Raw genomic sequence first — 23,965 nt, forward strand, 5'->3', positions numbered from 1 at the left:
GGGCCTTCAGCTCGGGAACCAGCGGGCCGTTGGGGCCGGTTTCGAAGCTGGTGGTGAGGATGGTCGGCAGGTTGAAGAACTTCGCCAGGTCGCCCAGCGCCAGCACGTTGTTCTTGAACTTGTCCGGATCGATGTCGCGGACCAGCGAGAGCAGACCCGCCTGGTGGTCGACCAGCAGTACGGCGGCGTTGTCTTTGTCCAGGCGGTTGTAGGTGGCGTTGGTCATGGTGAAATCCTCGATTTGCTTTCAGTGGGTGCCGGCTGGGCCGGAAAGGTTTTGGACTCGTCTTGCAGTGCGTCACTGCATGGAACAAAGATTAATTTCGACACCCTTGGTGCACCAGACGGCAAAAATAGCCTCTAGCGTTCCATTTTCAGAACGATTACAGCAGACCAACCCTCAAACCCTCGGCACTCAAGGGCTGAGACACATACCACCATCACCCGGAACCCCGCCCCAGGGCCGCCCGATTGCACGCCCATCGGAAACCCTCCTGCCGATGATCACGCGGGTCTTTACAAGAAATACTGTATTTACATACAGTATTTTCCATCCACCCGAACCGGAGGCCACCCATGCACGCCGCAACCTATAACCAGCTGTCCGCCCGCGTGAACGCCCTGCTGGCAGACCCGACCACCCTGAAGAACCTCGGCATCACCCTGCGCCGCGAACCCAACGACGATTCCGCCGCCTGGAGCCAACTGGTCACCGATCTTCGCCAGACGCCGAACCTCACCTTGCTGCCCCTGCAGGACGGCGCGATTCGACTGGCGTGGCACAGCTGGCTGGATTGAACAGCGCGGGGAAACCCGCCACTGCGGCCGACAGGAAGCGTCAGCAGGCAGCGCCCCACCTGCAGTCCGTCGGCTGAGGAAGCGCAACGCCACTACGCTTCTACGCTCACCTCTGAGGGTATTGCAGTGGAGCGACGCGTGATGAATCTCGACGACGATTTCGACCTCAGTGATTTCAACTTCGATGACCTGACCATCGATGAGCTCAGCCTGGTTCCCATGGAACCCGCCGCCCCGCCCGTTGCGGCGATGCCGGCCAAGGCAAAGGCCACGTTCCAGATCGACACCCGCCACGGCGAACGCCGTTGCAGCGCCGACCGACGACAATCCATCCGCTTCGAAGACGACCGCCGCAAGGGCGACCGGCGCGGTAGCAGCATCAGCGATCCCTGGGCGAAGACCGTCGACTTCTGAGCGCCGACGATGCAGGTGAATTGCCGGGGCGCGGGCTGAGCTGTTAGAAAGCGGTATCGCATTCAGATTTCCGATACCGCCATGAGCGATAGTGATAAACCCAATACCCGCCTCTTCGACCTAGACCTGCTGCGAGCCATCGTTACGGTGGCTGACTGCGGCAGTTTCACCACTGCCGCCACGCGCCTGCATTCGACCCAGTCCACGGTCAGCCAGAAGATCCGTCGGCTGGAGGAGATGGCCGGGCATCGCCTGCTCGAGCGCGGCAACCGCGATGTGCTGCCCACCGACGCGGGCGATACGCTGCTGGGCTATGCCCGGCGCCTGCTGGCGTTGAATGACGAGATGGTCGAGGCGCTGTCCGGCGCCACCGTGGCGCTGACGGTGCGCATCGGCGTGCCGGACGACTTCGCCACCGGGCGCACCACCGAGCAACTGGCCGCGTTCAACCGCCGTTACCCGCAGGTGAAGCTGGAAGTCACCAGCGGGCTGAGCCGCGACCTGTCCGCCAGCTACGACCGCGGCGAACTGGACCTGGTGCTGCTCAAGCAGCGGCAGAACGCCCGCGAAGCGGTGGCCTGCTGGCCGGAGAAGACGCGTTGGGTGGACAGCGCGAAGAACGCCTGCATCGAGCTGGACCCGCTGCCCATCGTCACCTTCCCGCCGCGCGGGGTGTACCGCGACGAGATGATCGCGGCGCTGGAGTCCATCGGCCGGCGCTGGCACATAAGCTTCACCAGTTCGAGCCTTTCCGGCATCCAGTCGGCCATCGCCGACGGCATGGGCATCGGCCTGCTGCCCCAGCGCGCGGTGACGGCGGAGCACGCCGTGCTGCCGAAGAATATCGGGCTCCCCTCGGTGGACGTGTTCGAGGTGGCGATGCTGCACCGGCCAGCGGTGGACCCGATGGTGAAGGAGCTGGCGCGCGTACTGTCACGGGTCCTGGCGCAGGATACGAAAGGCTGAACCGCATTCAGAAACCGAATACATCGGATTCCAACATTTAATTTGTGCATGAACACGCCGCTGGATATCGTGGTTTCCAGCGACGGCCAGCGCACCGACAAGCGCGCCGCTCTGCACGCATTGCTCACCACGGCGCCTTACGCGCCGGGCAGCAAGACAACAATGAGGAATTACCCCATGGCCAAATCCACTTATTACGCGCCGCACGGCGGGCACCCGGCACAGACCGAGCTGCTCACCGACCGCGCCATGTTCACCGAAGCCTATGCCGTGATCCCCAAGGGCGTGATGCGTGACATCGTCACCAGCCACCTGCCCTTCTGGGACAACATGCGCATGTGGGTCATCGCCCGCCCGCTGTCGGGCTTCGCCGAAACCTTCTCGCAGTACATCGTCGAACTGGCGCCCCAGGGCGGCAGCGACAAGCCCGAGCAGGACGTCAACGCCGAGGCGGTGCTGTTCATCGTCGAAGGTGAGCTGAGCCTGACCCTGCAGGGCGAAGTGCACACCATGAAGCCGGGCGGCTACGCGTTCATTCCGCCGGGCGCCGACTACAAGGTGCGCAACACCAGCGGCCAGCACACCCGCTTCCACTGGATCCGCAAGCACTACCAGAAAGTCGACGGCGTAGCGCTGCCCGAAGCCTTCGTCACCAACGAGCAGGACATCGAGCCGAAGGTGATGCCCGATACCGAAGGCCGCTGGAGCACCACCCGCTTCGTCGACATGGCCGACATGCGCCATGACATGCACGTGAACATCGTGAACTTCGAGCCGGGCGGTGTGATTCCGTTCGCCGAGACCCACGTGATGGAACACGGCCTGTACGTGCTGGAAGGCAAGGCGGTGTACCGCCTGAACCAGGACTGGGTCGAGGTGGAAGCCGGCGACTTCATGTGGCTGCGCGCTTTCTGCCCGCAGGCCTGCTACTCCGGCGGCCCCGGTCGCTTCCGCTACCTGCTGTACAAGGATGTGAACCGTCACATGCGCCTGACCCTGAACCAGCCGCACTGAGTGGATGGTTCAGGTGGGAAGTCAGCCTGATTCCCGCAGCAGCAAATGAAAAACCGGCGCCCAGGCGCCGGTTTTTCTTTTTGCAACGCCGCGCAGCGTGACCCACCGCGCATGGCAAGAGGCGCCCGGTCTGCTAAAAAGGCAGGCTGAGAGAGGTTTCGTACTCGCCGAGGACATACGCACATGGAAGTCCGGTTCCTGCCGCAGACCGAGTTCGACAACGTCCATTTCTACCGCGCCTTCACCCTGCTGATCCTGCTGGCAATGACCGTCTTCACGCTGATCAAGATGTTCAGTGGCGTGGTCGGCCTGTTCTCTGCCTTGCCGCTCTGCCTGCTGCTGTTGGTCGCGCGCTTCGCCGTGGAGTGGCGCCGCGTCTCGCGCGCCGAGCCGGCGTTCATCGACAAGGGCGAACTGGTGCTGTGCGGCAAGGACAGCCACCGGCAGATTTCCCTGGAGAAGATCAGCTCGGTGCGCAGCCGCCACAGCCTGTTCATGGTGCGGCGCTACCGTTCCTGGTCGGAGCACCTGGCGTTCGTGGAGTTCACCCTGGACAGCGGCGAGCGGGTCTCTTCCCTTGCCGAAAGCCGCGTCTTCGAACTTCCCGCGGCCTCGGGCACCCTGGCGGCGGTCGAGGCGGCCATTCTCGCGGCAAAGGTGAAGCGCCAGGCCAGCGAGCCCGGCGGCGCCCGGTGACGGCTCAGGGCGAGCCGAACATCGCCGTCCAGTAGATGCCCGCGTCGCTCTTCGGGTCCGCCGCGTAGGCCGCGCCCAGCTCGCTGTATTGCGGGTTCATCAGGTTGGCGCAGTGGCCGGGGCTGGCCAGCCAGCTGTCCACCACCTTCTGCGCGTTGCCCTGGCCGGCGGCGATGTTCTCGCCGATGCGCTGGCCGGCATAGCCGTTGAGCTCCGCGCGGTCGCCCGGCGTGCTGCCATCGCGGCCCTTGTGATCGAAGTAGTTGTTGTTGGCCATGTCGCGGCTATGGGCCTCGGCGGTGCCGCCCAGGGTCGCATTCCAGCTCAATGCGCCAGCCGGGCCGAAGGCCTGCCCGCCGCACTGGCGGCCTTTGCCGCGCGCGGCGTTGATCGCCTGCAGCACTTGCTGGCCTTCGGTTTCCCAGGTCCCCAGCTTGCCCTGCAGCAGCGGGCGGCCGAGCAGGACGCGCCAGTCATCGCCCTCGCGGACGATGCCGACATCGACGAACTGCGGGTCCAGCAACACCTGGCAGAAGCTCTCCTGCAGCGCCTTCATGGCGGCCGTGACGTCGCGCGGGCCGGTGAGGCTGAGCATGCGCACGCTGCTCATCGGGTAGCCGGCCTGGTTCAGCGCGGCCTTCCATTCCCCTGCCGAAGCCGGCAGCGCCAGGCGCGGGTCCGGCGACAGCGGCGGCAGCACCTGGGAAGCCTGGCCCGCGCAGGACTGCACGTCGCCACGGTAGGCGTTGATGGCTTCGAGCAGTTGGTCCTGGTCGGCCGCGCTGGCGCCGGCGGCGGCCAGCAGGCCAAGCGACAACAGCAGGCTACGCGGAAGGAACGACTGGCTGGGCATGGAAGGCTCCGATGGTCGAAAAGGCTCAATGATGCGGGATTTCTCGGCGTTTGGCTGCGGCCGGCTCGAACAGGTTCCGTGGATGGAAAAACCCGGCAAAGAATGGCTGCCGCCCTGTACGAAAAATTCCTACGCGGCCTGACATAAGGCAAGGGTCCTGCCAACTACCGTTGTATGCCACCCGACATATCGGACAATTCAGGTAACTGAACAAAGTCCGAGCCATAGCAGGAGGAGCGCAGTGCTCAAACCGATCCGAGTGTTCTGCCTTACCTTCCTGCTGGCGGTGCTCGCCTCGCTGCTCGCCGGCTGGCACATGCTGCAGATGAAGCAGGATGCACTGGCCTACGCCCACGCCACCGGCAAGAACACCCTGTTGCTGGTGGAGCGCGAATTCCACCGCGACCTGGACGTGCACGCGCAGACCCTGCTGACGCTCTCCAACGTGATCACCGGCCCGACAACTCCGGCGCTGTCGCAGCAAGTCCTGCAGGAACTGGTGGAAGGCCATGCCGCAGGCTCCGTGCAATCGGGCACGCTGGTGGTCACCGACGCACGGGGCGAACTGCTGGCGGACCTGAACCACGCCGGCGAATCCAGCCGCGATCTGTCCATGCGCGAATACTTCACGTCAGCGCGCGACAACCCGGGCCGGCTGCTGCTCAGCCATCCGTTCATGCCGTCCTATCCCCGCTCCTCGACCAGCACCGCGCTGAGCCGCGCCGTGCTGGACAAGGATGGTCAATTCGTCGGTGTCGTCGCGGCGATCAAAGAGCTGCAGCACATGGAGTCCTTCGTGCGCGACCTCGATCTGGGCAAGCATGGCGTCATCACCATCCGCCTGCTCGACGGCACGGTGCTCGCCCAATGGCCACACGACCCGACCCGCGCGCACGGGGATGAGGTGGATACCTTCCGCGAGTTCGTCGATAGCGGGCGCAACGACTATTTCCGCCAGCAGAACGGCACCTCGAACGCTTACTGGCGCGGCTACCGGCGCATCGGCGACTACCAGGCGGTGGTGTCGGTGGAGCTGTGCCGCGAGGCGATCCTGAACACCTGGACCGCACGCACCCTGATCACCAGTGGACTGCTGGTGGCAATCAACGCCGCGACGATTTTCTTCGCCTACCGCCTGACCCGTGACTTGCGTCGCCGCGACGCCAAGGAAAGCCACCTGCGCAACCAGGCCGACACCGACCCGCTGACCGGCCTGCACAACCGCCGCTGGTTCGATGAAAAGTCCCATCGCGAATGGCACCGCCGCCGGGCAGGCGACGGCAACCTGGCGGTACTGATGATGGATATCGACCAGTTCAAGGCCTACAACGACCACTACGGACACCCGCGCGGCGACCTGGCGCTGGTCAGCGTGGCACACCTGGTCAGCCAGGGCTGCCAGCGCGAGGACGACGGCGCTGCACGCTACGGCGGCGAAGAGTTCGTGGTGATCCTGCCTGGCTGCGACACCGCGGCAGCCGCGACGGTGGCGGAATCGATCCGCCGCTCGGTGGAGGAAGCCGCGCTGCCCCACGAGAAGGGCGCGCGCGGCATCGTCACCATCAGTGTCGGCGTGGCCAGCACGTCGTGCACGCAAGCCGGCAGCATCGAAGCGCTGATCGCCGCAGCGGACGCCAACCTCTACAAGGCCAAGGAAGGTGGGCGCAACCGGGTGGTGGCCTGAGCGTTCAACGCGGCAACGGGTCCATCACCTCGATTTCCTGAATGGCGAAATCGCGGCGCAGGTACTCCATGCGCCGCTCATGGAACTCGCGCATATGCGGCAGTGCGGTGTGGATGGCCAGGTGCTCGCGGCTTTGCCAGACCTCGAAGAAGGTGAAGAGCGTCGGATCACTCACATCGCGCAGCATGTGGTACTGGATGCAACCTTCCTCGGCACGGCTGGGGGTCAGGTAGGCGCGGAACAGGTCTTCGAAAGCCTGGGATTTTTCAGGGCGGGTATGGGCCTGGAGGATGAAGGCATACATCGGACGGCGATCCTTGTGGTGGAAAGATTGCCTAATCCTGACGCAAATCAATCACTCACATTATTGATTCTCACGCACGGATCATTTGTCCGGGAACGGGTTTTTCCGCACCGGGCGGATCGATATTCTGCCGTCATCGACTTTCCATTCCCTTGCGGAGCCCACTCATGAAAAAGATTCTGCTGATCAATGGCGGCAAACAGTTCGCCCACTCCGACGGCCGCTACAACGCCACCCTGCACGAAGCCGCCATCGCCCATCTGGACCGCGCCGGTTTCGACGTGAAGGAAACCTTCATCGACGGCGGCTACGACATCCAGGAAGAAGTGCAGAAAATGCTCTGGGCCGACGTCATCGTCTACCAGATGCCTGGCTGGTGGATGGGCGCGCCCTGGACCGTCAAGCAGTACATCGACGAGGTGTTCACCGCCGGCCACGGCAGCCTCTACGCCAACGACGGCCGTACCCGTTCCGACGCTTCGCAGAAGTACGGCAGCGGCGGCCTGCTGCAGGGCAAGCAGTACATGATCTCGGCCACCTGGAACGCCCCCCAGCAGGCCTTCGACGACCCGACCGACTTCTTCGAGGGCAAGGGCGTGGACGCGGTGTATTTCCCCTTCCACAAGGCCAACCAGTTCCTGGGCATGAGCCCGCTGCCGACCTTCCTCTGCGTGGATGTGATGAAGCGCCCGAACATCGAGGGCGATGTGCAGCGCTACCAGCAGCACCTGAGCGAAGTGTTCGGCGCCTGAGGCGAACATCTGCGTAGGAGCGGACTGCGTCCGCGATCGTTTTCCGCCGGGCGACGCCGATCGCGGATGAATCCGCTCCTGCGCTCATGCAACCCGCTGCAATAGAACGCAGGATGGGTGGAGCCTGCGACACCCCTCAGCAATTCCCCCCGCGGAAATCCATGGGTATCGCTGCGCGCCACGCCGTCCTACGAAAAGGGGCAAGTCACCCGGCGCCTGGCATTGGGTTCAGGCCTGGAATCGGCTAGGCTTCGCCCTTTCCTACTGCCTGTTCAGGAGTTATTCCATGGCCCGTGCATCCGCCCGTCACATCCTGGTTTCCAGCGAAGCCAAGTGCAATGAACTGAAAACTGCCATCGAAGGCGGCGCCGACTTCGCCCAGGTGGCGCGCGACAATTCCACCTGCCCGTCCGGCCGCAGCGGCGGTGACCTGGGTACCTTCCGCCCGGGCCAGATGGTTCGCGAGTTCGACCAGGTCGTCTTCAGCGCCCCGCTGAATGTCGTCCAGGGTCCGGTGAAGACCCAGTTCGGCTACCACCTGGTGGAAGTGACCAGCCGCGAAGACTGATCCCCTTCGCCCGCGCCGCGCCCATTTGCGGGGGCGGCGTGTCCCTTCCCTCTCCGGCCCGCCCCGGGCCACCAGCGTCACCCCCAATCCCACCGGAATCGAACCGTACAGCCGTCCACGCCCCTTGCCCGGCGTGCCGAGCAGCAGCGCGGCGAACAGCACGGCGAGCGCGTCGGCGGTGGAATACACCAGGTTGACGATCATCCCCAGGACGAAATGCAGGCCCACCGGCAGGCTGGCGGCCGGGTCGACGCACTGCGCCAGGAAGAACAGCGCCGTCTCGGGGTCGGGTACCTCGACGATGATGTTGCCGGCGCGGATCATCACCGGCGACACCTCTGCCGAGCGCATCCGGGAGGCCGCTGCCAGCGGCAGCCAGCTGCTGCACAAGCCGCTGGACACCCACCTGCTGCGTGCCGCCAACGCCGTCAGTCAGGAAGTGACCAGCACCGTCTGAAACACGCACCAGGTCTTGATGGGTGGGGCTTACGCCGGTTCATCCGGGGCTAAAGTCGTGGCCGTATCGGCCGATGCAATGGCGAAACGACCCGGCAGCAGTCTTCGTGCCTCACCCCTAGAGAAAGCCCACGCATGTTCAACTCGCGATTGAAGCAGGAGCTGGCCGCCCTGCGTGAAGAGCTCGCCTCCATCGAGGAGATCCGCGCCAGCCTCGATCAGGAAATGCTCGTGCTGTTCCTCGACCCCCGCGGGCGCATCGAGTCGGTGAATGCCAACTTCGAGAAGGAGATGCTGCACCGCGGCGACCAGCTCATCGGCCGCCCGCTGCTGGACCTGATCCCCGACCACGTACGCGGCCTGGACTTCCACCTGAGGGTGAAGCACGCCATCGAGCGCGGCGAGCATCTGGCCGGCGTGATCCGCCTGCTGCGTGGCGACGGCGAAGAGGCCTGGCTGCGCTCGATCCTGCAACCGGTGCACGACCGCACCGGGGCGGTCCAGCGCTTTTCGATCTACGCCAGCGACCTCACCCGCACCATCGAAAATTCCCGCGAGCACGAGAACCTGATCGAGGCCCTGCAACGCTCCACCGCGGTGATCGAATTCAACCTGCAGGGCGAAGTGCTCACCGCCAACGACCGCTTTCTCAACGCCATGGGTTACAGCCTGGCGCAGATCAAGGGAAAGCATCACCGGATGTTCTGCGAGCCTTCTGAATACAACTCGTCGCAGTACGAGGCGTTCTGGACCAAGCTGCGCCGTGGCGAGTTCGTCACCGGTCGCTTCAAGCGTATCGACAACCGTGGCCACGAGGTCTGGCTTGAGGCCTCGTACAACCCGATCATCGATGCCCACGACCGCCTGTACAAAGTGGTGAAGTTCGCCACCGTGATCACCGAGCAGGTGCACCGTGAAAACGCCGTCGCGCAAGCGGCGACCATCGCTTTCGATACCTCGCAAAGCACCGACAACAGCGCCACCAAGGGCGCCGCCGTGGTCCAGCAGACGGTGGAGGTGATGCGGGAACTGGCCGACCGCATGCAGGAGGCCACCCAGGGCATCGAGGCGCTGGACCGCCAGTCCCAGGCCATCGGTGCGCTGGTGCAGAGCATCCGCAGCATCGCCGACCAGACCAACCTGCTGGCGCTCAACGCCGCCATCGAAGCAGCCCGCGCGGGCGACCAGGGGCGAGGCTTCGCGGTGGTCGCCGACGAGGTTCGCCAGCTCGCCTCGCGCACCAGCGCCGCCACCGAGGAAATCACCCGCGTGGTGGAACAGAACCAGCACCTCGCCGGCGAAGCGGTGGCCATGATCGACCGCGGCAAGCAGCAGGCCGAACTGGGGCTGCAGCTGTCCGGCCAGGCCGGCACGGTGATCATCGAAATCCAGGACAGCGCCCAGCGCGTGGTCAACGCCGTGGGCCAGTTCGCCAATCAACTGTCGACCTGAGGCACTTCCCTGCGGCACGTCAAAACGGCGTGCCGCAGCCTCGCCTAGGCTCCCGTCCGGCATTGCAGCTAGGCTCAATGCAGATGCGCCCTCCCGCCATCCCAGGACGACACCATGAGCAACACTCCCCTCCCCGACGTCATCCAGTACCTGCGCCTGCTGCCCGAGCGTGGCGGCTCGGACATGTTCTTCAGCGTCGGCGCGCCGCCGCACCTGAAGGCCGAAGGCCACAGCCAGCCGGCGGATGATCGCGTGCTGGAGCCCGGCGAGGTGAAGACCCTGGCCTGGCAATTGATGTCGCCAGCCCAGGTGCAGGATTTCGAGCGCGACCTGGAGATGAACCTGGCGCTGAGCGTGCCGGACATCGGGCGTTTTCGCGCGAACATCTACTACCAGCGTGGTGAAGTGGCCATGGTGGTGCGCCTGATCAAGCAGGTGATTCCGGACGTCACCTCCCTCGGCCTGCCATCGATCCTCGACAAGCTGGCGATGCAGGACCGCGGGCTGATCCTGGTGATCGGCGCGGCCGGCGCGGGCAAGTCGACGACCCTGGCGAGCATGCTGGATTTTCGCAACCGCCACCGTTCCGGGCACATCGTCTGCATCGAGGACCCCATCGAGTTCCTCCACATGCACAAGAAGTCGATCATCGACCAGCGCGAAGTCGGCCTGGACACCCACAGCTACGAGGACGCCCTGCGCAACGTGCTGCGCGAGGCACCGGACGTGATCATGCTCGGCGAAATCCGCGACGCCGCCACCATGCAGCACGCGCTGCATTACGCCGAAACCGGGCACCTGTGCGTCGCCACCCTGCACGGCACCAGTTGCCGCCACGCCATCGAGCGCATCACCCGTTTCTTCCCCGACGAGGCGCGCCCGCAGGTGCTGGCCGACCTGTCGCAGAACATCCTCGCGCTGATCGGCCAGCGCCTGGTGCCCGGCAGCCACCAGCGCCGCGCTGTAGCGGTGGAGCTGGTGCTGGGTACGCCGCACATCCGCGGCATCATCCAGCGCGACGAGCTGCCCGAGCTCAAGGGAGCCGTCGAACGCGCGCTGGAGAGCGGCATGCAGAGCTTCGACCAGAGCCTCTACAAGCTGCTGGAAGAAGGGCGCGTGAGCGTGGCCGACGCCCTGAAGTTCGCCGACTCGCGCACCGATCTTGCGCTGAAGATCAAGCTGGAGCGCGGCATGGACGACGACAGCATCGGGCCGGCGTTCGGCAGTTGAGCGGGCCTGTTCCGAACGTGCCGATATCAGTCCTATCGCGGACAGACTCCGCTCCTACGTAGCCGGTCAGGACGTGCGTAGGAGCGGACTCCGTCCGCGATCGCTTCCCGGCCACTCCCACCCTCGCGGAAGACATCACATCCCCTTCAGCAATTGCTCGATATCCACGCTCTGAGCCATCGCCCGGTTCCCCGCATCATTGGGATGCAGGTGATCGCCGCTGTCGTACCTGGGCAGCAGACGCAACGGACGGGCCGGGTCACGCAACTGCGCATCCAGGTCCACCACCGCGTCGAATTCCCCGCTCTGGCGAATCCACTGGTTCACCCTTTGGCGCAGCGCTTCCTTGTTGGCCGCGTGGTAATTCTCGATGGGCGACCCGCTGAGGGCGCGCTCGAATGGCAGGAGGGTTGCGCCGACGATACGCACGCCGCGCACTTGGGCCTGGGCGATCAGTTGCCGGTAACCGGCGACCAGGTCTTCGTACTGCGCCAACGGGTTGTTCGGCGCGAAGGTACTGCCGGGCCAGGAGATATCGTTGATCCCCAGCAGCACGATAGCCACCTTCACTCCCGGCTTGCCCAGCGCGTCGCGCTGGAACCGCACCAGGGCGCTCTGCCCCATGCCGTCGGAGAGCAGGCGGGCGCCGGAGATTCCGGCATTGATCACGCCCACGTTGTGCGCAGCCAGCCGCTGCGCCAACACGTCCGGCCAGCGCTGGTTGCCGTCCAGGCCGGCGCCACGACCATCGGTGATGGAGTCGCCAAGCACCGCCACCACCGGGCGCGGCTCGGGGTTTTCAACCAGCACATCGGCAAGGAACAGGCGCGCTTCCATCTTGCCGTCCGCGGGCAGGTGCGCGGCGTCGAGCTGTTCTCCCGGCGCACCGTAGACGCGCTGCTTGCCGTCCCAGTGGAAGCTTTCGATGGCGGTCGGCTGCGGCAGGTAGAGGGATACCGACAATTCGCCCAGCGACGGAACGGCGAGGTCCAGCGGATCGCTGAACAGCTCAGCACCCGGAGCGATGTAGGCCGTCGGCTGGCCGGCGAAGGTCAGTCGGCGACTCGGGCCACCCAAGCGCCCGGCCGGCGCCACCAGCGCGACAGCCGCGCCGCCGATAGCCACCGGTTGGCTGCCGTAGGCGTTGGACAGCACGATGCGCACGCGCCGGCCGCCCAGGCTGACTTTCACGATCTGCCGCAGGGTGTGGTTGCCGATCACCGGCGGCACGCCCAATGGCAACGGCACTTCCTTGCCCCAGGTGCGCTGCGGGCTGGCGCTCCAGGTCGCCTGCCAGTGTCCTTCTTCAGCCTGCGCCAGCGGCAGGGCCAGGGCAATCAGGGCGGCGAGCAGCAGGTTCTTCATGGTGTTCCTCGATATCGGGCGATGGGATGGGCGCAGCCTCGGTCATTCCCAATCACGGCGGTAGACGGCATATTGGCAGACCCGTCATTCGATAAACGAATAGGACATGGATACTCTCAAGGCGTTGCACTGTTTCGTCCGCGCCGTAGAGCTGAGCAGCCTTTCCGCGGTGGCGCGCGAGTGCGGCAGCAGCCAGCCGACGGTGAGCAAGACCATGGCGGCGCTGGAGCGCCAGGTCGGCGCGCAACTGCTGGTCCGCAGCACTACCCGCGTGCAGCCCACCGAACAGGGCCGACGCTTCTACGAGCACGCCCGGCAGACACTGGAAAGCTACGCAGAGGGCGTCAGCGAGGCGCGTGGCGAGACCGAACAGGTGCTTGGCCGCCTGCGGGTCAGCGCACCGGTAAGCCTGGGCGTGCTGAGGCTGAATGCACTGCTGCTGGAGTTCATGCAGTTGCACCCGGAAGTCGAGGTGGAGCTGCTGCTCAACGACCGCTTCGTCGACCTTGCCGAGGAAGGCATCGACCTCGCCCTGCGCCTGGGCGGTGAACTGCCGGAACCATTGATCGCCCGCCCGCTGGCCCGCTCGCCGCGCTACCTGGTGGCGTCACCGAAGTGGCTTTCCCGTCTGCCGGCTCTCGCTACTCCCGAAGACCTGCCGCTGGCGCAATACCTGCGATTTGCCTGGCTCGACGCCGGGCAGAACCTGCTGCTGCGCCACGCCGACGGCCGCGAGCTGAACCTCGCCACGCGCAGTCGCTACACGGTGAACAGCTCGCTGGCGATCCGCGAGAGCTATTGCCTGGGCGCCGGTTTCGGCCTGACGCCGGCCTGGCTTGTGGCGGATCTGCTGGCCGACGGCACCTTGCAGTGCATTCTTCCGGAGTGGCGCGGGCCAACCCAGGAGGCCAGCCTGCTGTATCCTTCGCGGCGATTCCTGCCGGCCCGGACCCGCGCGCTGATCGACTTCCTCAGCGAACGCCTGCCGCGCCTGCCCGGTTTCCAGGCTCTCTGACGAGCAGCGGCTATGCTGTTGGCCAATAAGCAGAACCGGCGCACCCGCGACTGGTCGAACCCTGACATTCGCCCCCGAGGGACTTGCATGGGCAAGCCACACACACCTTTCCGGCTGGCCGCCCTGGTCCTGCCGCTGCTGCTGGCCGGCTGCTCGACCAAGGCCAGCAACCCCTGCGACGAGCCGCTGAGCGGCGAAGCCTGCCGCCAGGAGCGCCTGCTCTACCAGAACGACATGCTGCAGGCGAAGCTGCTGATCGCCAGCGGCGACCTGGCCAATTACGAGCTGGCCGAAGCCCTGCTCGCCCGCGCCATGGAACAGGACGAGCGCGGCGAGGCGAGCTTCTACATGGCGCTGCTGAAAATCAAGGAAGGCCCGCAGGTGGACGAGGTGCTCCCGCTGCTGGAGAACGCCGCCGAAGCCGGCCAGCCCTATGCCGTTGCGCTGCTCTACAAGATCTGGTCCGAGCCCTTCCTGGTCGAGCAGGCCGACCCGGGCAAGGCGCAGCGCTACCAGACGGCCTATGGCAGCCTGGACGTCGCCCGCAGCGGCTACCCCTCCTTCGAGAAGGCCACCGCGCTGGTCAACGCCCTGCTCAACGAGCCGCCCGCCGTCGCCGGCCAGCCGGCACAGCCCTAGCCCCTGTCCGGCCCGGGTTCCGGCTCAGCCTGGTCGAAAGTCTTTTCGCCTTCGTCCTTGCCATGGGGCAGATGGTGTTCGATCACCGCGTTGAGCTCCGCGCCCAGCAACAGCACCGCCGATGAGATGTAGAAATACAGCAGCAGCACGATGATGGCGCCGACGCTGCCGTACATGGCGTTGTAGTCGGCAAAGTTCTTCACGTAGTAGCCAAAGCCCAGCGAAGCGCAAATCCACAGCACCACGGCAAGCACCGAGCCGGGGGTGATGAAGCGGAAGCGCTGCTGCACGTTGGGCGTGACGTAATAGATGATCGCCACTGCCATCATCATCAGCATCACGATCACCGGCCAGCGCAGGATGCTCCAGAGGATCACCACGAAGTCCTCCAGGCCCACCTTGGCGGCGATCCAGCCCATCACCTGCGGTCCGAGGATCATCAGCGCGGCGATCATCATCAGCATCGCCACCAGGCCGAAGGTGTAGAACAGCGACAGCGGAATGCGCTTCCAGGCCGGGCGGCCCTCGCGCACGTCATAGGCAGCATTGAGCGCGATCATCAGCGAGCGCACCGCCGCCGAGGACGACCACAACGCCACCACAATACCGATGGACAGCAGGCCGCCCTGGCGCTGCTGCAACTGGTCGATCACCGGATTGACCTGTTCCAGCGCCTGCGCCGGCAGCACGTAGTCGGCCTGTTGGCGGAGGAAGTCGAAGAACTCCGGCAGGTGCAGAAAGCCCAGCAGGGCGATGAGGAACAGCAGGAAGGGAAACAGCGAGAACAACCCCTGGTACGCCAGGGCGGCAGCGTAGGTGGGCATCTCGTCGTCGAGAAATTCCTTCACCGTCAGGCTGATCAGTTTCCAGGGCCCCAGACTGAGCCCGCGCATGTCCATGAATCGCATCCCGCATTGTCCTCCCATGAGCATCCCGCCCACCGGCGGCTGCAGGGTGGACCCCCGCGACGCCGGCAAAGTTGCAACAAATGCACGGCGCAGAGCGCCCGCCAGCACAGACCATAGCCGCTGGCGGGCCACGGAGGCCAGGCCGGTGTCGCGATCACTCGGCCAGGCGATAGACCTTGGCGAAGCGCTCGGCCTTGACCACGCCATAGTCACCAGGCGCGTACTGCATGACCCAGTCGCCGGCCGCACCGGTGAGGCGGTCGCCGCCCGCCGAGCGCAGCAGGGTGAAGGCTTCGTCCATGCGCCGCGCCAGCACGGGGCTGGGAATATTGCGGTAGGCACCGGGTTCGCCGTGAGCGAGCGCGGCGTCGGCGGGCCGGTATTTCGGATCGAAACGCTCGCGGGAAACGACCCAGCGCTCGCCGGTGGCGCCGCTGATGATCGCGTCACCGACGGCGTAGCGGTTCGGGCCTTCGAGGCTCATCAGCTCACCCGGCGCGGCAGCGAATTCGACGGTGACGGTTTCGTCCTTCACCACGCATTGCGCGGCGGGGTCGGTGCGAAGGTCAACCTGGTTCAGTTCGATCATGGTGTGGAAGCAAACCTGCGAAAGGGGGTGGGTGGCCGCGCGCAAGGCTACTCGCAAAAGAGTGCTGCAGCGAGCGGCCAGCGGCTGGCGGTGCTCTACACTCACTGACCATGTGCGTTGTTACGCGCACGCAGGGCAGAACGCGATCTCGCCCTGGCTGTCGCAGCTACTGAGCCTGCACTTCGCTCCACTCCCATCAGCCGTACAGGAATTCCCCATGCCGTTTGCCCGTCTCGCCCTGCCCTTCCTGCTGTTCACCAGCCTGGCCGTCCACGCCGACGACGCTGCCGATGAGGCGAAATTCCTCAAGGAATCGGCGGATTATTTCGACCAGGTGACCAAGTCCAACCTGCCGCGCCAGGTGGACAAGGTGACCACCCTCAACAGCGTGCAGCTCGACCCGGCGAAGAAGATGCTGTATTACCGCTATGCCATCTCCAACCTGCGCCTGGACGCCATGGACCTGGGCGCACGCGCCAAGTTCGAGAATGGCCTGAAGAAGCAGCTTGAAGGCACCACCTGCCAGCAGCCCGATCTGTTGCAGCGCTTCCGCGAGCACCACTTGAGCGTTACCCACGAATATGCCGGCAGCGACGCCAAACCGCTGGCCAGTATCACCATCGATCCGCAGACCCTGAGCTGCGCGAAGTCCTGAGGCTGCACCGAAGACCCGCGATGAGCCGTGCCGATTATCACCAGGAGAACGCCCAGCGCGCCGAGGCCGAAGCCCGGCGCCTGCTGGCCGAACGCGACCGGTTCGGCGCCCGCTGGCTGCACTGGGTAGCCAGCGAGCTGTACCGGCTGAGCCCGCCGCACTACGCCAACATGGTGCGCCGCGAGCTGGAGCGCCAGACCGCCGGCTGAACAGGCGCCTGCGACAGGACTATGCTGAAGCAGTCAGCTCTCGACCCGAGGGCGTCCCGTCGGAGGACAGGCTCATGAAAGGTCTCGACGCGAAGAAGCAAGCGAAGAAGAAGCCGCTGAAAACCGCGCACGAAAAACGCATGGCCAAGCGGCAGAAGAAAACCGGCAAGTCGCTGCTGGGCACGCCGCAGCAACCGTCCTGAGGGTTCGCCCCTCGTCTCGCGGATGGCCTCGCCGAGGGGCTGTCCGCCTCCCTGCTTTTCGTAGGAGCGAGCTTGCTCGCGAACAAGCTCGCCGGAGACGACAGCATCAAGCGGTTCGCGAGCAAGCTCGCTCCTACAGCTTGGCCAACCCGTTGAAATCAGCCGGTCAGACCAGACCGGCGCGCAGGTTCAGCAGCATGCGTTCACCCTGGGCGAGGATCAGCCCGCCCGCGCGATAACCGGCCGCGCCGATGCACAGGAAGCGCTCCGCTTCGCCCGGCTCCACCTGCTCCACCGCGCGGCTGCCGGGGTGCCAGATGACGCTGCCGGCGCTGGTGTTCTTGTCGATGCGCAGGCGGCGCTGCCAGCCGGCATCTTCCAGGACCAGGGAACCGGTGTTGTAGAGCACCTGCTTGACCGCGCCACGGGGCGCCCAGGTATTGGGCAGGCCGCTGGCCTTGCCGTCCAGTTCCATGCCATGGACCACCGAGCGACGCAGCGAACCCACGCGCCAGTATGGCTGCAGGGCGAAGCTGAAGAGGCAGTCGCTGTCATCCTCGTGGTAGCTGGAGAGTTCGATGTCCAGGTCCTGGCCCAGGCGCGCTTCCAGGCGCACGTGCCAGTCCTCGATATCCAGCTGCCAGCTGACCACTGCTTTCTGATCGTCGGCCCAGGCATCGAGCATGCGCCACTCGCGCTGGCGGGCCCAGCCATGCTGCGGCCAGTCGGCCTCGGTGGGATGGCTGCCGAACCAGGGCCAGCAGACCGGGATGCCGCCGCGGATCGGCGCGGTGCTCAGGCTCGGCCACTGGCTGGAACACCACAGCAGCGGGCGCGCGCCGCGCGGCTGGAAGTGCAGCAGTTGCGCGCCCTGGCGGCTGAAGACCGCCTGGCACTGCGGGTGATCGATGAGCAGCAGGTCGCGACGCTGGAAGCGCACCCAGTCGAAGGGGCGCTTGCCCCGCATGGAATGAAAAAAGCGCTGCAGCGGATGCTCGAGCATTGTCCGGATGTCCTGATCCAATCCCTGCCCGGACATTCCGGGGCGTGAAGATCTCTGTAGTTTCACTACATCTTACAGAAAAGGCCGCGATTCTAACCGCAAAGCCTAGTCACGCGCAGCGTCCGCGCCACTGAAAAAGGGTTCCTCGCCCGCTCCGGGTACGCCCGCCTCTGGCTTCTGCAGGAGCGAGCTTGCTCGCGAACCACACGAACATCGGTGCCAGGTCATTCGCGAGCAAGCTCGCTCCTACGAAAAGCCGCCCCGTTCAAGCACCGGGGAACGCGCAAAAAAAGCCCGTCGCAAGGACGGGCCAGGTTCGCACCGGGAGCAATCAGAAGCTGGACTGGATCTTCAGGCCGGCCACCACGGCGTTGTTGACCTCGTCCACCCCGCCCGGATGGCGGATGTACTGCAGGTTCGGGCGCACGGTGAGCCAATTGGTCACATGCACGCCGTAGTACAGCTCGGCGTTGTACTCGGTGTCCTGGATGGGCTGGTACAGCGGGTTGTCGTAGTCGTCGATGCCGCTGACCTGGTTCACCAGTCGCTGGCGATCCTGCACATCGTCGTTGACGTGGATGCGTGCCACGCCGAAGCCGATGTCGTCCTTGGGCCGCGCATCGAACGGGCCCTTGTAGATGACACCGAGTTGCTGGTAGTTGTCGACGGTGTTGGTGGCCTTGTCATGCACGGTGAAGTTGGCGAACAGGCTCAGGCCGCGCGAAGCATCGCCGTTGTGCGCCGTGACCTGCTGCTGCGCCACCACCCACCAGCCGTGCTTGCCGCTGTGGGTCTTGGCCGGCTCGCCGGTGAGCGCCTGCGGGTTGCCGTTGACGTCGTCGTACACGTCGTCGGCCTCGGCAGTGCTGTAGTAGTAGCCCAGGCGGTATTCGCCGGGCAGTTGCTGCGCGCCGACCTTGGGCATCCACACCAGCTCCACCGGCAGGATGGTGCCCTTGGTGCCGCTGCCGTTGAGCTTGAAGCCGTTGCCGGTCTCCAGGTTCGACGGGTTCTGGTTGTAGGCGCCGACCTGGGCGTACCACTGGTCGTTGAAGTTCCACTTCACCCGCGCCGCCCACTGGCTGACCGGCCAGTTGTACCAGATGCCGCCGACCCAGTTGCCCACCTGGGAGCCGCAGAAGGCCAGGTTCTGGAAGTCGCAGGGGAAGCTGTTGAAGTCCTCGCCCTCGCCGAAGCGGCCGACCTTCACGTCCAGCGCACCGTCGAAGTACTGCTGCTTGATCCACATCTGCGTCAGGCGCCAGGTCTGGCCACGGCCCCAGACTTCCTGCACGGAGCTGAACTGCCCGGCGCGCGGGTCGCTGATGCGGTCGTTGGAGAGGTTGCGGCCGCTACGCTCGGTGACCGTCAACTGGAACTCGGTGGCGTCCCAGCCGAGGATCTTCTGCAGGTCCAGGTGAGTGCCGAGGGCGAACTGGTCGGAGTAGCGCGCCGTGGTGTGCTGGTCATAACCGCCACCCAGGTTGCTGGCGGCCTCGCCGACGTAGTCGAGCTTGAAGTCGTAGCCCTTCTCCAGCAGCTCGGTGCGCTTGCCGCCCCAGTCCCCCAGGCCCCACCTGGACTCGGATGAGAAGGCATCGGCGGCATGGGCGACGTTGCCCACGCAACCCAGTGCGAGCAGGCAGCCCAGGGTTCGTGCGGCGGGCCGGTTCTTGTTGTTCTTGTGCATCTCCAGCGTCCTCGTTGTCTTGGTTTCTAGCGTAGTTTCAGGCAGTGGATTTCAAGCAGCGGTCATACAGCTCAGGAATGCTTCTGGCGCGCGAGCGGCGTGACCTTGTTCGCACCGTCGCCGCGGGGCTCGGCACGCAGGCGCTCGCCGCTTTGCGCGTCGAACAGCAAAGCGCGGGAAGGATCGAAACGCAGTTGCAGCGAAGAGCCCGGCTGCGGCGCCTGGTCCGGGGCGAGGCGGCAGCAGACCTTGGCACCGTTGAGCGTGACGAAGGCCAGGGTGTCCGGGCCGGTAGGCTCGACCACCTCGACTTCGGCGCGCAGGTCGCTCGGGCCGTTGGCGCCATCGGTGGCCAACTGCACCTGTTCCGGGCGCACGCCGAGGATCAGCTCGCGGCCCTCGATCAGCCCGGCATCCAGTTGCAGCGGTAGTTCGCAACGGTCCTGGCCGCTGTCCAGCAGGCCGACCGACCGGCCGCCCTGCTGCTGCACCTTGAGCGGGATGAAGTTCATCGGCGGCGAGCCGATGAAGCTGGCGACGAACAGGTTCGCCGGGTCGTTGTAGATCTGCTGCGGCGTGCCGAACTGCTGGACGATGCCGTCCTTCATCACCGCCACCTTGTCGCCCAGGGTCATGGCCTCGATCTGGTCGTGGGTCACGTACACCGTGGTGGTCTTCAGGCGCTGGTGCATCAGCTTGATCTCGGTGCGCATCTCCACGCGCAGCTTGGCGTCGAGGTTCGACAGCGGCTCGTCGAACAGGTAGATCTTCGGCCGCCGCGCCAGCGCCCGGCCCATGGCCACGCGCTGCTGCTGGCCGCCGGAAAGCTGCGAAGGCTTGCGTTCGAGCAGGTGCTCGATCTGCAGCAGCCTGGAGACGCGCGCCACTTCGGCATCGATATCGGCCTTGGGCAGCTTGCGGATCTTCAGGCCGAAAGCGATGTTCTCGCGCACGCTCATGGTCGGGTACAGCGCATAGGACTGGAACACCATGGCGATGTCGCGATCCTTCGGGCTCATGCCGCTGATGTCCTGGCCATCCACCAGGATCGCGCCGCCGGTGACGTTCTCCAGCCCGGCGATGCAGTTCATCAGGGTGGATTTGCCGCAGCCCGAGGGGCCGACCAGGATCAGGAACTCGCCCGAATCGATCGACAGGTTGATCGACTTCAGGGTGTCCGCCAGGCCGGCGCCGTAGGACTTGTGCAGGTTGTGCAGTTCAAGGGTGGACATCGGTGCTTACCTCAACCTTTGACGGCGCCGGCGGTAAGCCCGCGCACGAAGTACTTGCCGGCCAGTACGTAGACCACCAGCGTGGGCAGTGCGGCGATCATCGCGGCGGCCATGTCGACGTTGTATTCCTTCACCCCGGTGCTGATGTTCACCAGGTTGTTCAGCGCCACGGTAATGGGCTGGGCATCGCCGCTGGCGAACACCACACCGAAGAGGAAGTCGTTCCAGATCTGGGTGAATTGCCAGATCAGGCAGACCATCACGATGGGCGTGGACATGGGCATCAGGATGCGCAGGAAGATGGTGAAGAACCCCGCGCCGTCCAGCCGCGCGGCCTTCACCAGGGCATCGGGAATCGCCACGAAGTAGTTGCGGAAGAACAGCGTAGTGAACGCCAGGCCGTAGATGCAGTGCACCATCACCAGGCCGGTGGTGGTGTTGGCCAGGCCGAGCTTGCCGAGGGTGAAGGACATCGGCAGGAGGATCACCTGGAACGGCAGGAAGCAGCCGAACAGCAGCGCGCCGAAGAACAGTTGCGAGCCGCGGAAGCGCCACATCGACAGCACGTAGCCGTTCATGGCGCCGATGAAGGTGGAGATCAGCACGCCGGGCACGGTGATCTTCACCGAGTTCCAGAAGTAGTCGCCCACCGCGCCCCAGGCCTTCACCCAGCCGATCAGGGTGAATACGTCCGGCAGCGCCAGCAGGTTGCTGTTTCGGATGTCTTCCGGGGTCTTGAAGCTGGTCAGCAGCATCACCAGCAGCGGGATCACGTACAGCGCCACGGCGCCCCAGAGGGTCGCATGCACCGCCAGGCGGCTCAGGCTGAAAGATGGTTTCAGGGTCGAGTCATGCATGGCGCTTGCCCCGCAGTTCGGAATACAGGTAAGGCACGACGATGGCCAGCACGGCGCCGAGCATCAGCATCGCGCTGGCCGCGCCCAGGCCCATCTGGCCGCGGGTGAAGGTATGGGCGTACATGAACATCGCCGGCAGGTCGGAGGAATAACCGGGGCCGCCGGCGGTCATCGCGGCCACCAGGTCGAAGCTCTTGATGGCGATGTGCGCAAGGATCATCAGCGCGCTGAAGAACACCGGGCGCAGGCTCGGCAGGACGATGCGCAGGTAGATGGTCGGCAGGCTCGCGCCGTCTACCTGGGCGGCCCGCACGATGGCCGGGTCGACCCCGCGCAGGCCGGCGAGGAACAGCGCCATGACGAAACCCGAGGCCTGCCACACAGCGGCGATCACCAGGCAGTAGACCACCCGCTCCGGGTCCACCAGCCAGTCGAAGCGGAAACCGCTCCAGCCCCAGTCGCGCAGCAGCTTGTCCAGGCCCAGGCCGGGGTTGAGCAGCCACTTCCAGGCGGTGCCGGTGACGATCATCGACAGCGCCATGGGGTACAGGTAGACGGTGCGGATGAAGCCTTCGCGGCGGATGCGCTGGTCCAGCAGCACGGCGAGGAACACCCCGAGCGCGAGGCAGATGCCGATGAACAGGCCGCCGAACAGCAGCAGGTTCTTGCTCGCCACCCACCAGCGGTCGTTGTCCCACAGGCGCAAGTACTGGGTCAGCCCGGCCCAGCTGTAGGCCGGCATGAAGCGCGAGTTGGTGAAGGACAGCAGCAGCGTCCAACCGATGTAGCCGTATACGCAGACCAGCACCACGAGCATGCTCGGGGCCAGCACCAGCTTGGGCAGCCAGGCCTGCAGGCCGTCGAGCAGCGAAGCACGCGGGCTGGCGGCGGGAGTGAAAGTCGGAGATTGGGTCGCCATCTGCCTTCTCGAGGATGAGTGAACCCGCCCGGGCTGCCGTCGCGGCCCGGAGTCGTTCGGTTGGAAGAAAGGCCGGCCCGCCAAGGGGCCGGCTTGCGCCTTACTGCGCAGCGGCCTGGATGGCGGCGCCCAGTTGCTGCGCGGCCTTCTGCGGATCGGCGGCGGGGTCGTTGAAGAAGTTGGTGACCACGTCGAAGATCGCGCCCTGCACGTAGCTGGAGGCGGCCATGCTGTGGGCCATGCTCGGCACCAGGTTGTTGCTGGCGGAGGCGGCCTTGAAGTCCTTCATCGACTGCTGGGCGCAGCTGTCGAAGGGCGTCATGTCGACGTCCAGGCGCACCGGGATGGAGCCCTTGTTCAGGCTGAAGTCCTTCTGGAAGGACGGGTCGAGCACCGCGCGGGCCAGGTCTTCCTGGGCCTTGCGGTTTTCCTCGTTGCTCAGCTTGAACATCACCAGGGAGTCGATGTTGTAGTCAAAGGCCTTCTGCGTACCGGGGAACGGCAGGCACTGGTAGTCCTTGCCCGCCACCTTGCCGGCGGCGGTGAACTCGCTCTTGGCCCAGTCACCCATGATCTGCATGCCGGCCTTGCCGTTGATGACCATGCCGGTGGCAACGTTCCACTCGCGGCCGGCGGCGTCCGCGTCGACGTAGCCGTGCAGCTTCTTCAGCGCGGCGAAGACATCGGCCATCTGCGCGCCGGTGAGGGTTTCCTTGTCCAGCTCGACGAAGGCCTTGCGGTAGCCTTCCGGGCCCATCTTGCTCAGCACCAGGTTCTCGAACAGGGTGCCGTCCTGCCAGGGCTGGCTGCCATGGGCCAGCGGCGTGAAGCCGGCGGCCTTGAGCTTGTCGGCGGCGGCGAAGAGTTCGTCAAGGGTGGTTGGCGGCGTGGCGCCGGCCTTCTTGAAGACTTCCGGATTGATGTACAGCCAGTTGACACGATGCACGTTGACCGGCACGGCAACGTAGTCGCCCTTGTACTTCATGATCTGCGCCACCTGCGGCGGCAGCAGTTGGTCCCACTTGCCTTCGGCAGCGACATCGTTGAGGTCGGCGAGCAGGCCGAGTTCACCCCACTCCTGGATGTCCGGCCCCTTGATCTGCGCGGCGGCCGGTGGGTTGCCGGAGACGGCGCGGGTCTTCAGCACGGTCATGGCCGCTTCGCCACCGCCACCGGCAACGGCGAAGTCCTTCCAGGTGTGGCCCTTGGCTTCGACGAGTTTCTTCAGGGTTTCGGCAGCGCGCTTCTCGCCGGGGGACGTCCACCAGTGCAGCACTTCGACTTCACCGGCGTGGGCAAGCATTGGGGAGAGACAGAAAGAGGACAGACAGATGGCGGCCGACAGGCGACGGATCGCATTCATGGGGAGCACCTTGTTCTTGTTATTGGAGGCAAGTCTGCGCTTGCGATGGTCCGAGTCTATCCAAGGCATTCCGGTCTCCGGGTAACGAAGCGATCTTTGATTGTCACGAGGTGGTGACATTTGGGGTTCTT

At 65.4% G+C, this 23,965-nt stretch carries 28 protein-coding genes and 1 pseudogene; 17 read left to right on the plus strand and 12 right to left on the minus strand.

Annotation, left to right across the window (positions count from 1 at the left end):
• Nucleotides 1-226, minus strand: a pseudogene (locus MJ122_RS27950) (hydrolase); the annotation flags it as partial.
• Nucleotides 227-576: 350 nt separating this feature from the next.
• Between MJ122_RS27950 and MJ122_RS27955 the strand changes: the two are divergent.
• The 5 genes from MJ122_RS27955 to MJ122_RS27975 all read left to right on the plus strand — a co-directional run bounded on the left by MJ122_RS27955 (nt 577) and on the right by MJ122_RS27975 (nt 3,888).
• Entirely contained in the window at nt 577-798 is a 222-nt protein-coding gene (locus tag MJ122_RS27955) for a DUF1654 domain-containing protein (protein WP_017516448.1), read from the plus strand.
• A 141-nt stretch (nt 799-939) separates the two neighbouring features.
• The gene (locus MJ122_RS27960) at nt 940-1,212 is read left to right on the plus strand and encodes a hypothetical protein (RefSeq protein WP_017516447.1); all 273 of its coding nucleotides are present in this window, start codon (nt 940-942) and stop codon (nt 1,210-1,212) included.
• An 81-nt stretch (nt 1,213-1,293) separates the two neighbouring features.
• The gene (locus tag MJ122_RS27965) at nt 1,294-2,178 is read left to right on the plus strand and encodes a LysR family transcriptional regulator (protein WP_088418102.1); all 885 of its coding nucleotides are present in this window, start codon (nt 1,294-1,296) and stop codon (nt 2,176-2,178) included.
• Between the two features lie 177 nt (nt 2,179-2,355).
• Complete coding sequence (locus MJ122_RS27970) at nt 2,356-3,192, plus strand: bifunctional allantoicase/(S)-ureidoglycine aminohydrolase (protein ID WP_239747030.1); 837 nt, start codon at nt 2,356-2,358, stop codon at nt 3,190-3,192.
• Nucleotides 3,193-3,375: 183 nt separating this feature from the next.
• Nucleotides 3,376-3,888: a hypothetical protein gene (locus MJ122_RS27975; protein WP_088418100.1), complete on the plus strand. Its 513-nt coding sequence runs from the start codon at nt 3,376-3,378 to the stop codon at nt 3,886-3,888.
• Nucleotides 3,889-3,892: 4 nt separating this feature from the next.
• Here the strand turns inward: MJ122_RS27975 and MJ122_RS27980 are convergent, their stop codons facing one another.
• Entirely contained in the window at nt 3,893-4,741 is an 849-nt protein-coding gene (locus MJ122_RS27980; RefSeq protein ID WP_239746967.1) for a CAP domain-containing protein, read from the minus strand.
• Between MJ122_RS27980 and MJ122_RS27985 the strand changes: the two genes are divergently transcribed.
• Both MJ122_RS27985 and MJ122_RS27990 read left to right on the plus strand, forming a co-directional pair.
• The gene (locus tag MJ122_RS27985; RefSeq protein WP_239746968.1) at nt 4,740-4,883 is read left to right on the plus strand and encodes a hypothetical protein; all 144 of its coding nucleotides are present in this window, start codon (nt 4,740-4,742) and stop codon (nt 4,881-4,883) included. The two genes, MJ122_RS27980 and MJ122_RS27985, sit on opposite strands and share 2 nt — an antisense overlap.
• A 99-nt stretch (nt 4,884-4,982) precedes the next feature.
• Complete coding sequence (locus MJ122_RS27990; RefSeq protein ID WP_239746969.1) at nt 4,983-6,425, plus strand: diguanylate cyclase; 1,443 nt, start codon at nt 4,983-4,985, stop codon at nt 6,423-6,425.
• 4 nt (nt 6,426-6,429) lie between these two features.
• Here the strand turns inward: MJ122_RS27990 and MJ122_RS27995 are convergent, their stop codons facing one another.
• Nucleotides 6,430-6,729, minus strand: coding sequence for a putative quinol monooxygenase (locus tag MJ122_RS27995; RefSeq protein ID WP_088418094.1), 300 nt, complete (start codon nt 6,727-6,729; stop codon nt 6,430-6,432).
• Between the two features lie 167 nt (nt 6,730-6,896).
• Here MJ122_RS27995 and MJ122_RS28000 point away from each other — a divergent pair, with 167 nt between their 5' ends.
• The 5 genes from MJ122_RS28000 to MJ122_RS28025 all read left to right on the plus strand — a co-directional run bounded on the left by MJ122_RS28000 (nt 6,897) and on the right by MJ122_RS28025 (nt 11,187).
• Nucleotides 6,897-7,481 (plus strand): NAD(P)H-dependent oxidoreductase, encoded by a 585-nt coding sequence (locus tag MJ122_RS28000; RefSeq protein ID WP_239746970.1) that lies wholly within the window; start codon nt 6,897-6,899, stop codon nt 7,479-7,481.
• 286 nt (nt 7,482-7,767) lie between these two features.
• Entirely contained in the window at nt 7,768-8,049 is a 282-nt protein-coding gene (locus MJ122_RS28005; RefSeq protein WP_017516439.1) for a peptidylprolyl isomerase, read from the plus strand.
• A 301-nt stretch (nt 8,050-8,350) separates the two neighbouring features.
• Entirely contained in the window at nt 8,351-8,506 is a 156-nt protein-coding gene (locus tag MJ122_RS28010) for a hypothetical protein (protein WP_172419206.1), read from the plus strand.
• A gap of 134 nt (nt 8,507-8,640) precedes the next feature.
• Complete coding sequence (locus MJ122_RS30120; protein WP_275590862.1) at nt 8,641-9,957, plus strand: methyl-accepting chemotaxis protein; 1,317 nt, start codon at nt 8,641-8,643, stop codon at nt 9,955-9,957.
• A 114-nt stretch (nt 9,958-10,071) separates the two neighbouring features.
• Nucleotides 10,072-11,187 (plus strand): PilT/PilU family type 4a pilus ATPase, encoded by a 1,116-nt coding sequence (locus tag MJ122_RS28025; RefSeq protein WP_239746971.1) that lies wholly within the window; start codon nt 10,072-10,074, stop codon nt 11,185-11,187.
• Nucleotides 11,188-11,322: 135 nt separating this feature from the next.
• Here the strand turns inward: MJ122_RS28025 and MJ122_RS28030 are convergent, their stop codons facing one another.
• On the minus strand, nt 11,323-12,552 hold the full coding sequence (locus MJ122_RS28030; RefSeq protein WP_239746972.1) for an SGNH/GDSL hydrolase family protein: 1,230 nt from the start codon (nt 12,550-12,552) through the stop codon (nt 11,323-11,325).
• A 106-nt stretch (nt 12,553-12,658) separates the two neighbouring features.
• Here MJ122_RS28030 and MJ122_RS28035 point away from each other — a divergent pair, with 106 nt between their 5' ends.
• Entirely contained in the window at nt 12,659-13,567 is a 909-nt protein-coding gene (locus tag MJ122_RS28035; protein WP_239746973.1) for a LysR family transcriptional regulator, read from the plus strand.
• Nucleotides 13,568-13,654: 87 nt separating this feature from the next.
• A complete protein-coding gene (locus MJ122_RS28040; RefSeq protein WP_017516676.1) occupies nt 13,655-14,206 on the plus strand; it encodes a hypothetical protein in 552 nt (183 codons plus the stop codon).
• On the opposite strand, the gene MJ122_RS28045 is transcribed toward MJ122_RS28040, so the two are convergent.
• Together MJ122_RS28045 and MJ122_RS28050 are read right to left on the minus strand one after the other, a co-directional pair.
• A complete protein-coding gene (locus tag MJ122_RS28045) occupies nt 14,203-15,114 on the minus strand; it encodes a YihY/virulence factor BrkB family protein (RefSeq protein WP_088418082.1) in 912 nt (303 codons plus the stop codon). The two genes, MJ122_RS28040 and MJ122_RS28045, sit on opposite strands and share 4 nt — an antisense overlap.
• A gap of 154 nt (nt 15,115-15,268) precedes the next feature.
• Nucleotides 15,269-15,703, minus strand: a complete 435-nt coding sequence (locus tag MJ122_RS28050; RefSeq protein ID WP_239746974.1) for a PGDYG domain-containing protein — start codon at nt 15,701-15,703, stop codon at nt 15,269-15,271.
• A gap of 217 nt (nt 15,704-15,920) precedes the next feature.
• Between MJ122_RS28050 and MJ122_RS28055 the strand changes: the two genes are divergently transcribed.
• From MJ122_RS28055 to MJ122_RS30125, 3 genes are all read left to right on the plus strand, one after another.
• Nucleotides 15,921-16,358, plus strand: a complete 438-nt coding sequence (locus MJ122_RS28055) for a hypothetical protein (RefSeq protein ID WP_239746975.1) — start codon at nt 15,921-15,923, stop codon at nt 16,356-16,358.
• Nucleotides 16,359-16,378: 20 nt separating this feature from the next.
• Nucleotides 16,379-16,567: a hypothetical protein gene (locus tag MJ122_RS28060; RefSeq protein ID WP_239746976.1), complete on the plus strand. Its 189-nt coding sequence runs from the start codon at nt 16,379-16,381 to the stop codon at nt 16,565-16,567.
• Between the two features lie 74 nt (nt 16,568-16,641).
• Entirely contained in the window at nt 16,642-16,770 is a 129-nt protein-coding gene (locus MJ122_RS30125) for a hypothetical protein (RefSeq protein WP_017516671.1), read from the plus strand.
• A 166-nt stretch (nt 16,771-16,936) separates the two neighbouring features.
• On the opposite strand, the gene MJ122_RS28065 is transcribed toward MJ122_RS30125, so the two are convergent.
• The 6 genes from MJ122_RS28065 to MJ122_RS28090 all read right to left on the minus strand — a co-directional run bounded on the left by MJ122_RS28065 (nt 16,937) and on the right by MJ122_RS28090 (nt 23,834).
• Nucleotides 16,937-17,773, minus strand: coding sequence for a D-hexose-6-phosphate mutarotase (locus MJ122_RS28065; protein WP_017516670.1), 837 nt, complete (start codon nt 17,771-17,773; stop codon nt 16,937-16,939).
• Nucleotides 17,774-18,104: 331 nt separating this feature from the next.
• Nucleotides 18,105-19,463 carry a carbohydrate porin gene (locus MJ122_RS28070; RefSeq protein WP_088418074.1) on the minus strand — a complete coding sequence of 453 codons (1,359 nt, stop codon included), beginning with the start codon at nt 19,461-19,463 and terminating at the stop codon, nt 18,105-18,107.
• A gap of 71 nt (nt 19,464-19,534) precedes the next feature.
• A complete protein-coding gene (locus MJ122_RS28075) occupies nt 19,535-20,695 on the minus strand; it encodes an ABC transporter ATP-binding protein (protein WP_239746977.1) in 1,161 nt (386 codons plus the stop codon).
• Between the two features lie 11 nt (nt 20,696-20,706).
• The gene (locus tag MJ122_RS28080) at nt 20,707-21,552 is read right to left on the minus strand and encodes a carbohydrate ABC transporter permease (protein ID WP_088418070.1); all 846 of its coding nucleotides are present in this window, start codon (nt 21,550-21,552) and stop codon (nt 20,707-20,709) included.
• Nucleotides 21,545-22,471 carry a sugar ABC transporter permease gene (locus MJ122_RS28085; protein ID WP_088418068.1) on the minus strand — a complete coding sequence of 309 codons (927 nt, stop codon included), beginning with the start codon at nt 22,469-22,471 and terminating at the stop codon, nt 21,545-21,547. Before MJ122_RS28085 ends, MJ122_RS28080 begins: the two co-directional genes overlap by 8 nt.
• Before the next feature lie 100 nt (nt 22,472-22,571).
• Nucleotides 22,572-23,834 carry an ABC transporter substrate-binding protein gene (locus tag MJ122_RS28090; RefSeq protein ID WP_239746978.1) on the minus strand — a complete coding sequence of 421 codons (1,263 nt, stop codon included), beginning with the start codon at nt 23,832-23,834 and terminating at the stop codon, nt 22,572-22,574.
• Nucleotides 23,835-23,965: the final 131 nt, after the last annotated feature.

Source organism: Pseudomonas sp. DP-17 (assembly GCF_022380625.1).
GTDB classification, from domain to species: Bacteria; Pseudomonadota; Gammaproteobacteria; order Pseudomonadales; family Pseudomonadaceae; genus Pseudomonas; species Pseudomonas nitroreducens_A.

What these genes read in the sequence shown, in the direction of transcription:
- MJ122_RS27955 (WP_017516448.1), top strand. Translation starts at nt 577, where the DNA reads ATGCACGCCGCAACCTATAACCAGCTGTCCGCCCGCGTGAACGCCCTG.
- MJ122_RS27960 (WP_017516447.1), top strand. Translation starts at nt 940, where the DNA reads ATGAATCTCGACGACGATTTCGACCTCAGTGATTTCAACTTCGATGAC.
- MJ122_RS27965 (WP_088418102.1), top strand. Translation starts at nt 1,294, where the DNA reads ATGAGCGATAGTGATAAACCCAATACCCGCCTCTTCGACCTAGACCTG.
- MJ122_RS27970 (WP_239747030.1), top strand. Translation starts at nt 2,356, where the DNA reads ATGGCCAAATCCACTTATTACGCGCCGCACGGCGGGCACCCGGCACAG.
- MJ122_RS27975 (WP_088418100.1), top strand. Translation starts at nt 3,376, where the DNA reads ATGGAAGTCCGGTTCCTGCCGCAGACCGAGTTCGACAACGTCCATTTC.
- MJ122_RS27985 (WP_239746968.1), top strand. Translation starts at nt 4,740, where the DNA reads ATGGAAGGCTCCGATGGTCGAAAAGGCTCAATGATGCGGGATTTCTCG.
- MJ122_RS27980 (WP_239746967.1), bottom strand. Translation starts at nt 4,741, where the DNA reads ATGCCCAGCCAGTCGTTCCTTCCGCGTAGCCTGCTGTTGTCGCTTGGC.
- MJ122_RS27995 (WP_088418094.1), bottom strand. Translation starts at nt 6,729, where the DNA reads ATGTATGCCTTCATCCTCCAGGCCCATACCCGCCCTGAAAAATCCCAG.
- MJ122_RS28000 (WP_239746970.1), top strand. Translation starts at nt 6,897, where the DNA reads ATGAAAAAGATTCTGCTGATCAATGGCGGCAAACAGTTCGCCCACTCC.
- MJ122_RS28005 (WP_017516439.1), top strand. Translation starts at nt 7,768, where the DNA reads ATGGCCCGTGCATCCGCCCGTCACATCCTGGTTTCCAGCGAAGCCAAG.
- MJ122_RS28010 (WP_172419206.1), top strand. Translation starts at nt 8,351, where the DNA reads ATGATGTTGCCGGCGCGGATCATCACCGGCGACACCTCTGCCGAGCGC.
- MJ122_RS30120 (WP_275590862.1), top strand. Translation starts at nt 8,641, where the DNA reads ATGTTCAACTCGCGATTGAAGCAGGAGCTGGCCGCCCTGCGTGAAGAG.
- MJ122_RS28025 (WP_239746971.1), top strand. Translation starts at nt 10,072, where the DNA reads ATGAGCAACACTCCCCTCCCCGACGTCATCCAGTACCTGCGCCTGCTG.
- MJ122_RS28030 (WP_239746972.1), bottom strand. Translation starts at nt 12,552, where the DNA reads ATGAAGAACCTGCTGCTCGCCGCCCTGATTGCCCTGGCCCTGCCGCTG.
- MJ122_RS28035 (WP_239746973.1), top strand. Translation starts at nt 12,659, where the DNA reads ATGGATACTCTCAAGGCGTTGCACTGTTTCGTCCGCGCCGTAGAGCTG.
- MJ122_RS28040 (WP_017516676.1), top strand. Translation starts at nt 13,655, where the DNA reads ATGGGCAAGCCACACACACCTTTCCGGCTGGCCGCCCTGGTCCTGCCG.
- MJ122_RS28045 (WP_088418082.1), bottom strand. Translation starts at nt 15,114, where the DNA reads ATGCGATTCATGGACATGCGCGGGCTCAGTCTGGGGCCCTGGAAACTG.
- MJ122_RS28050 (WP_239746974.1), bottom strand. Translation starts at nt 15,703, where the DNA reads ATGATCGAACTGAACCAGGTTGACCTTCGCACCGACCCCGCCGCGCAA.
- MJ122_RS28055 (WP_239746975.1), top strand. Translation starts at nt 15,921, where the DNA reads ATGCCGTTTGCCCGTCTCGCCCTGCCCTTCCTGCTGTTCACCAGCCTG.
- MJ122_RS28060 (WP_239746976.1), top strand. Translation starts at nt 16,379, where the DNA reads ATGAGCCGTGCCGATTATCACCAGGAGAACGCCCAGCGCGCCGAGGCC.
- MJ122_RS30125 (WP_017516671.1), top strand. Translation starts at nt 16,642, where the DNA reads ATGAAAGGTCTCGACGCGAAGAAGCAAGCGAAGAAGAAGCCGCTGAAA.
- MJ122_RS28065 (WP_017516670.1), bottom strand. Translation starts at nt 17,773, where the DNA reads ATGCTCGAGCATCCGCTGCAGCGCTTTTTTCATTCCATGCGGGGCAAG.
- MJ122_RS28070 (WP_088418074.1), bottom strand. Translation starts at nt 19,463, where the DNA reads ATGCACAAGAACAACAAGAACCGGCCCGCCGCACGAACCCTGGGCTGC.
- MJ122_RS28075 (WP_239746977.1), bottom strand. Translation starts at nt 20,695, where the DNA reads ATGTCCACCCTTGAACTGCACAACCTGCACAAGTCCTACGGCGCCGGC.
- MJ122_RS28080 (WP_088418070.1), bottom strand. Translation starts at nt 21,552, where the DNA reads ATGCATGACTCGACCCTGAAACCATCTTTCAGCCTGAGCCGCCTGGCG.
- MJ122_RS28085 (WP_088418068.1), bottom strand. Translation starts at nt 22,471, where the DNA reads ATGGCGACCCAATCTCCGACTTTCACTCCCGCCGCCAGCCCGCGTGCT.
- MJ122_RS28090 (WP_239746978.1), bottom strand. Translation starts at nt 23,834, where the DNA reads ATGAATGCGATCCGTCGCCTGTCGGCCGCCATCTGTCTGTCCTCTTTC.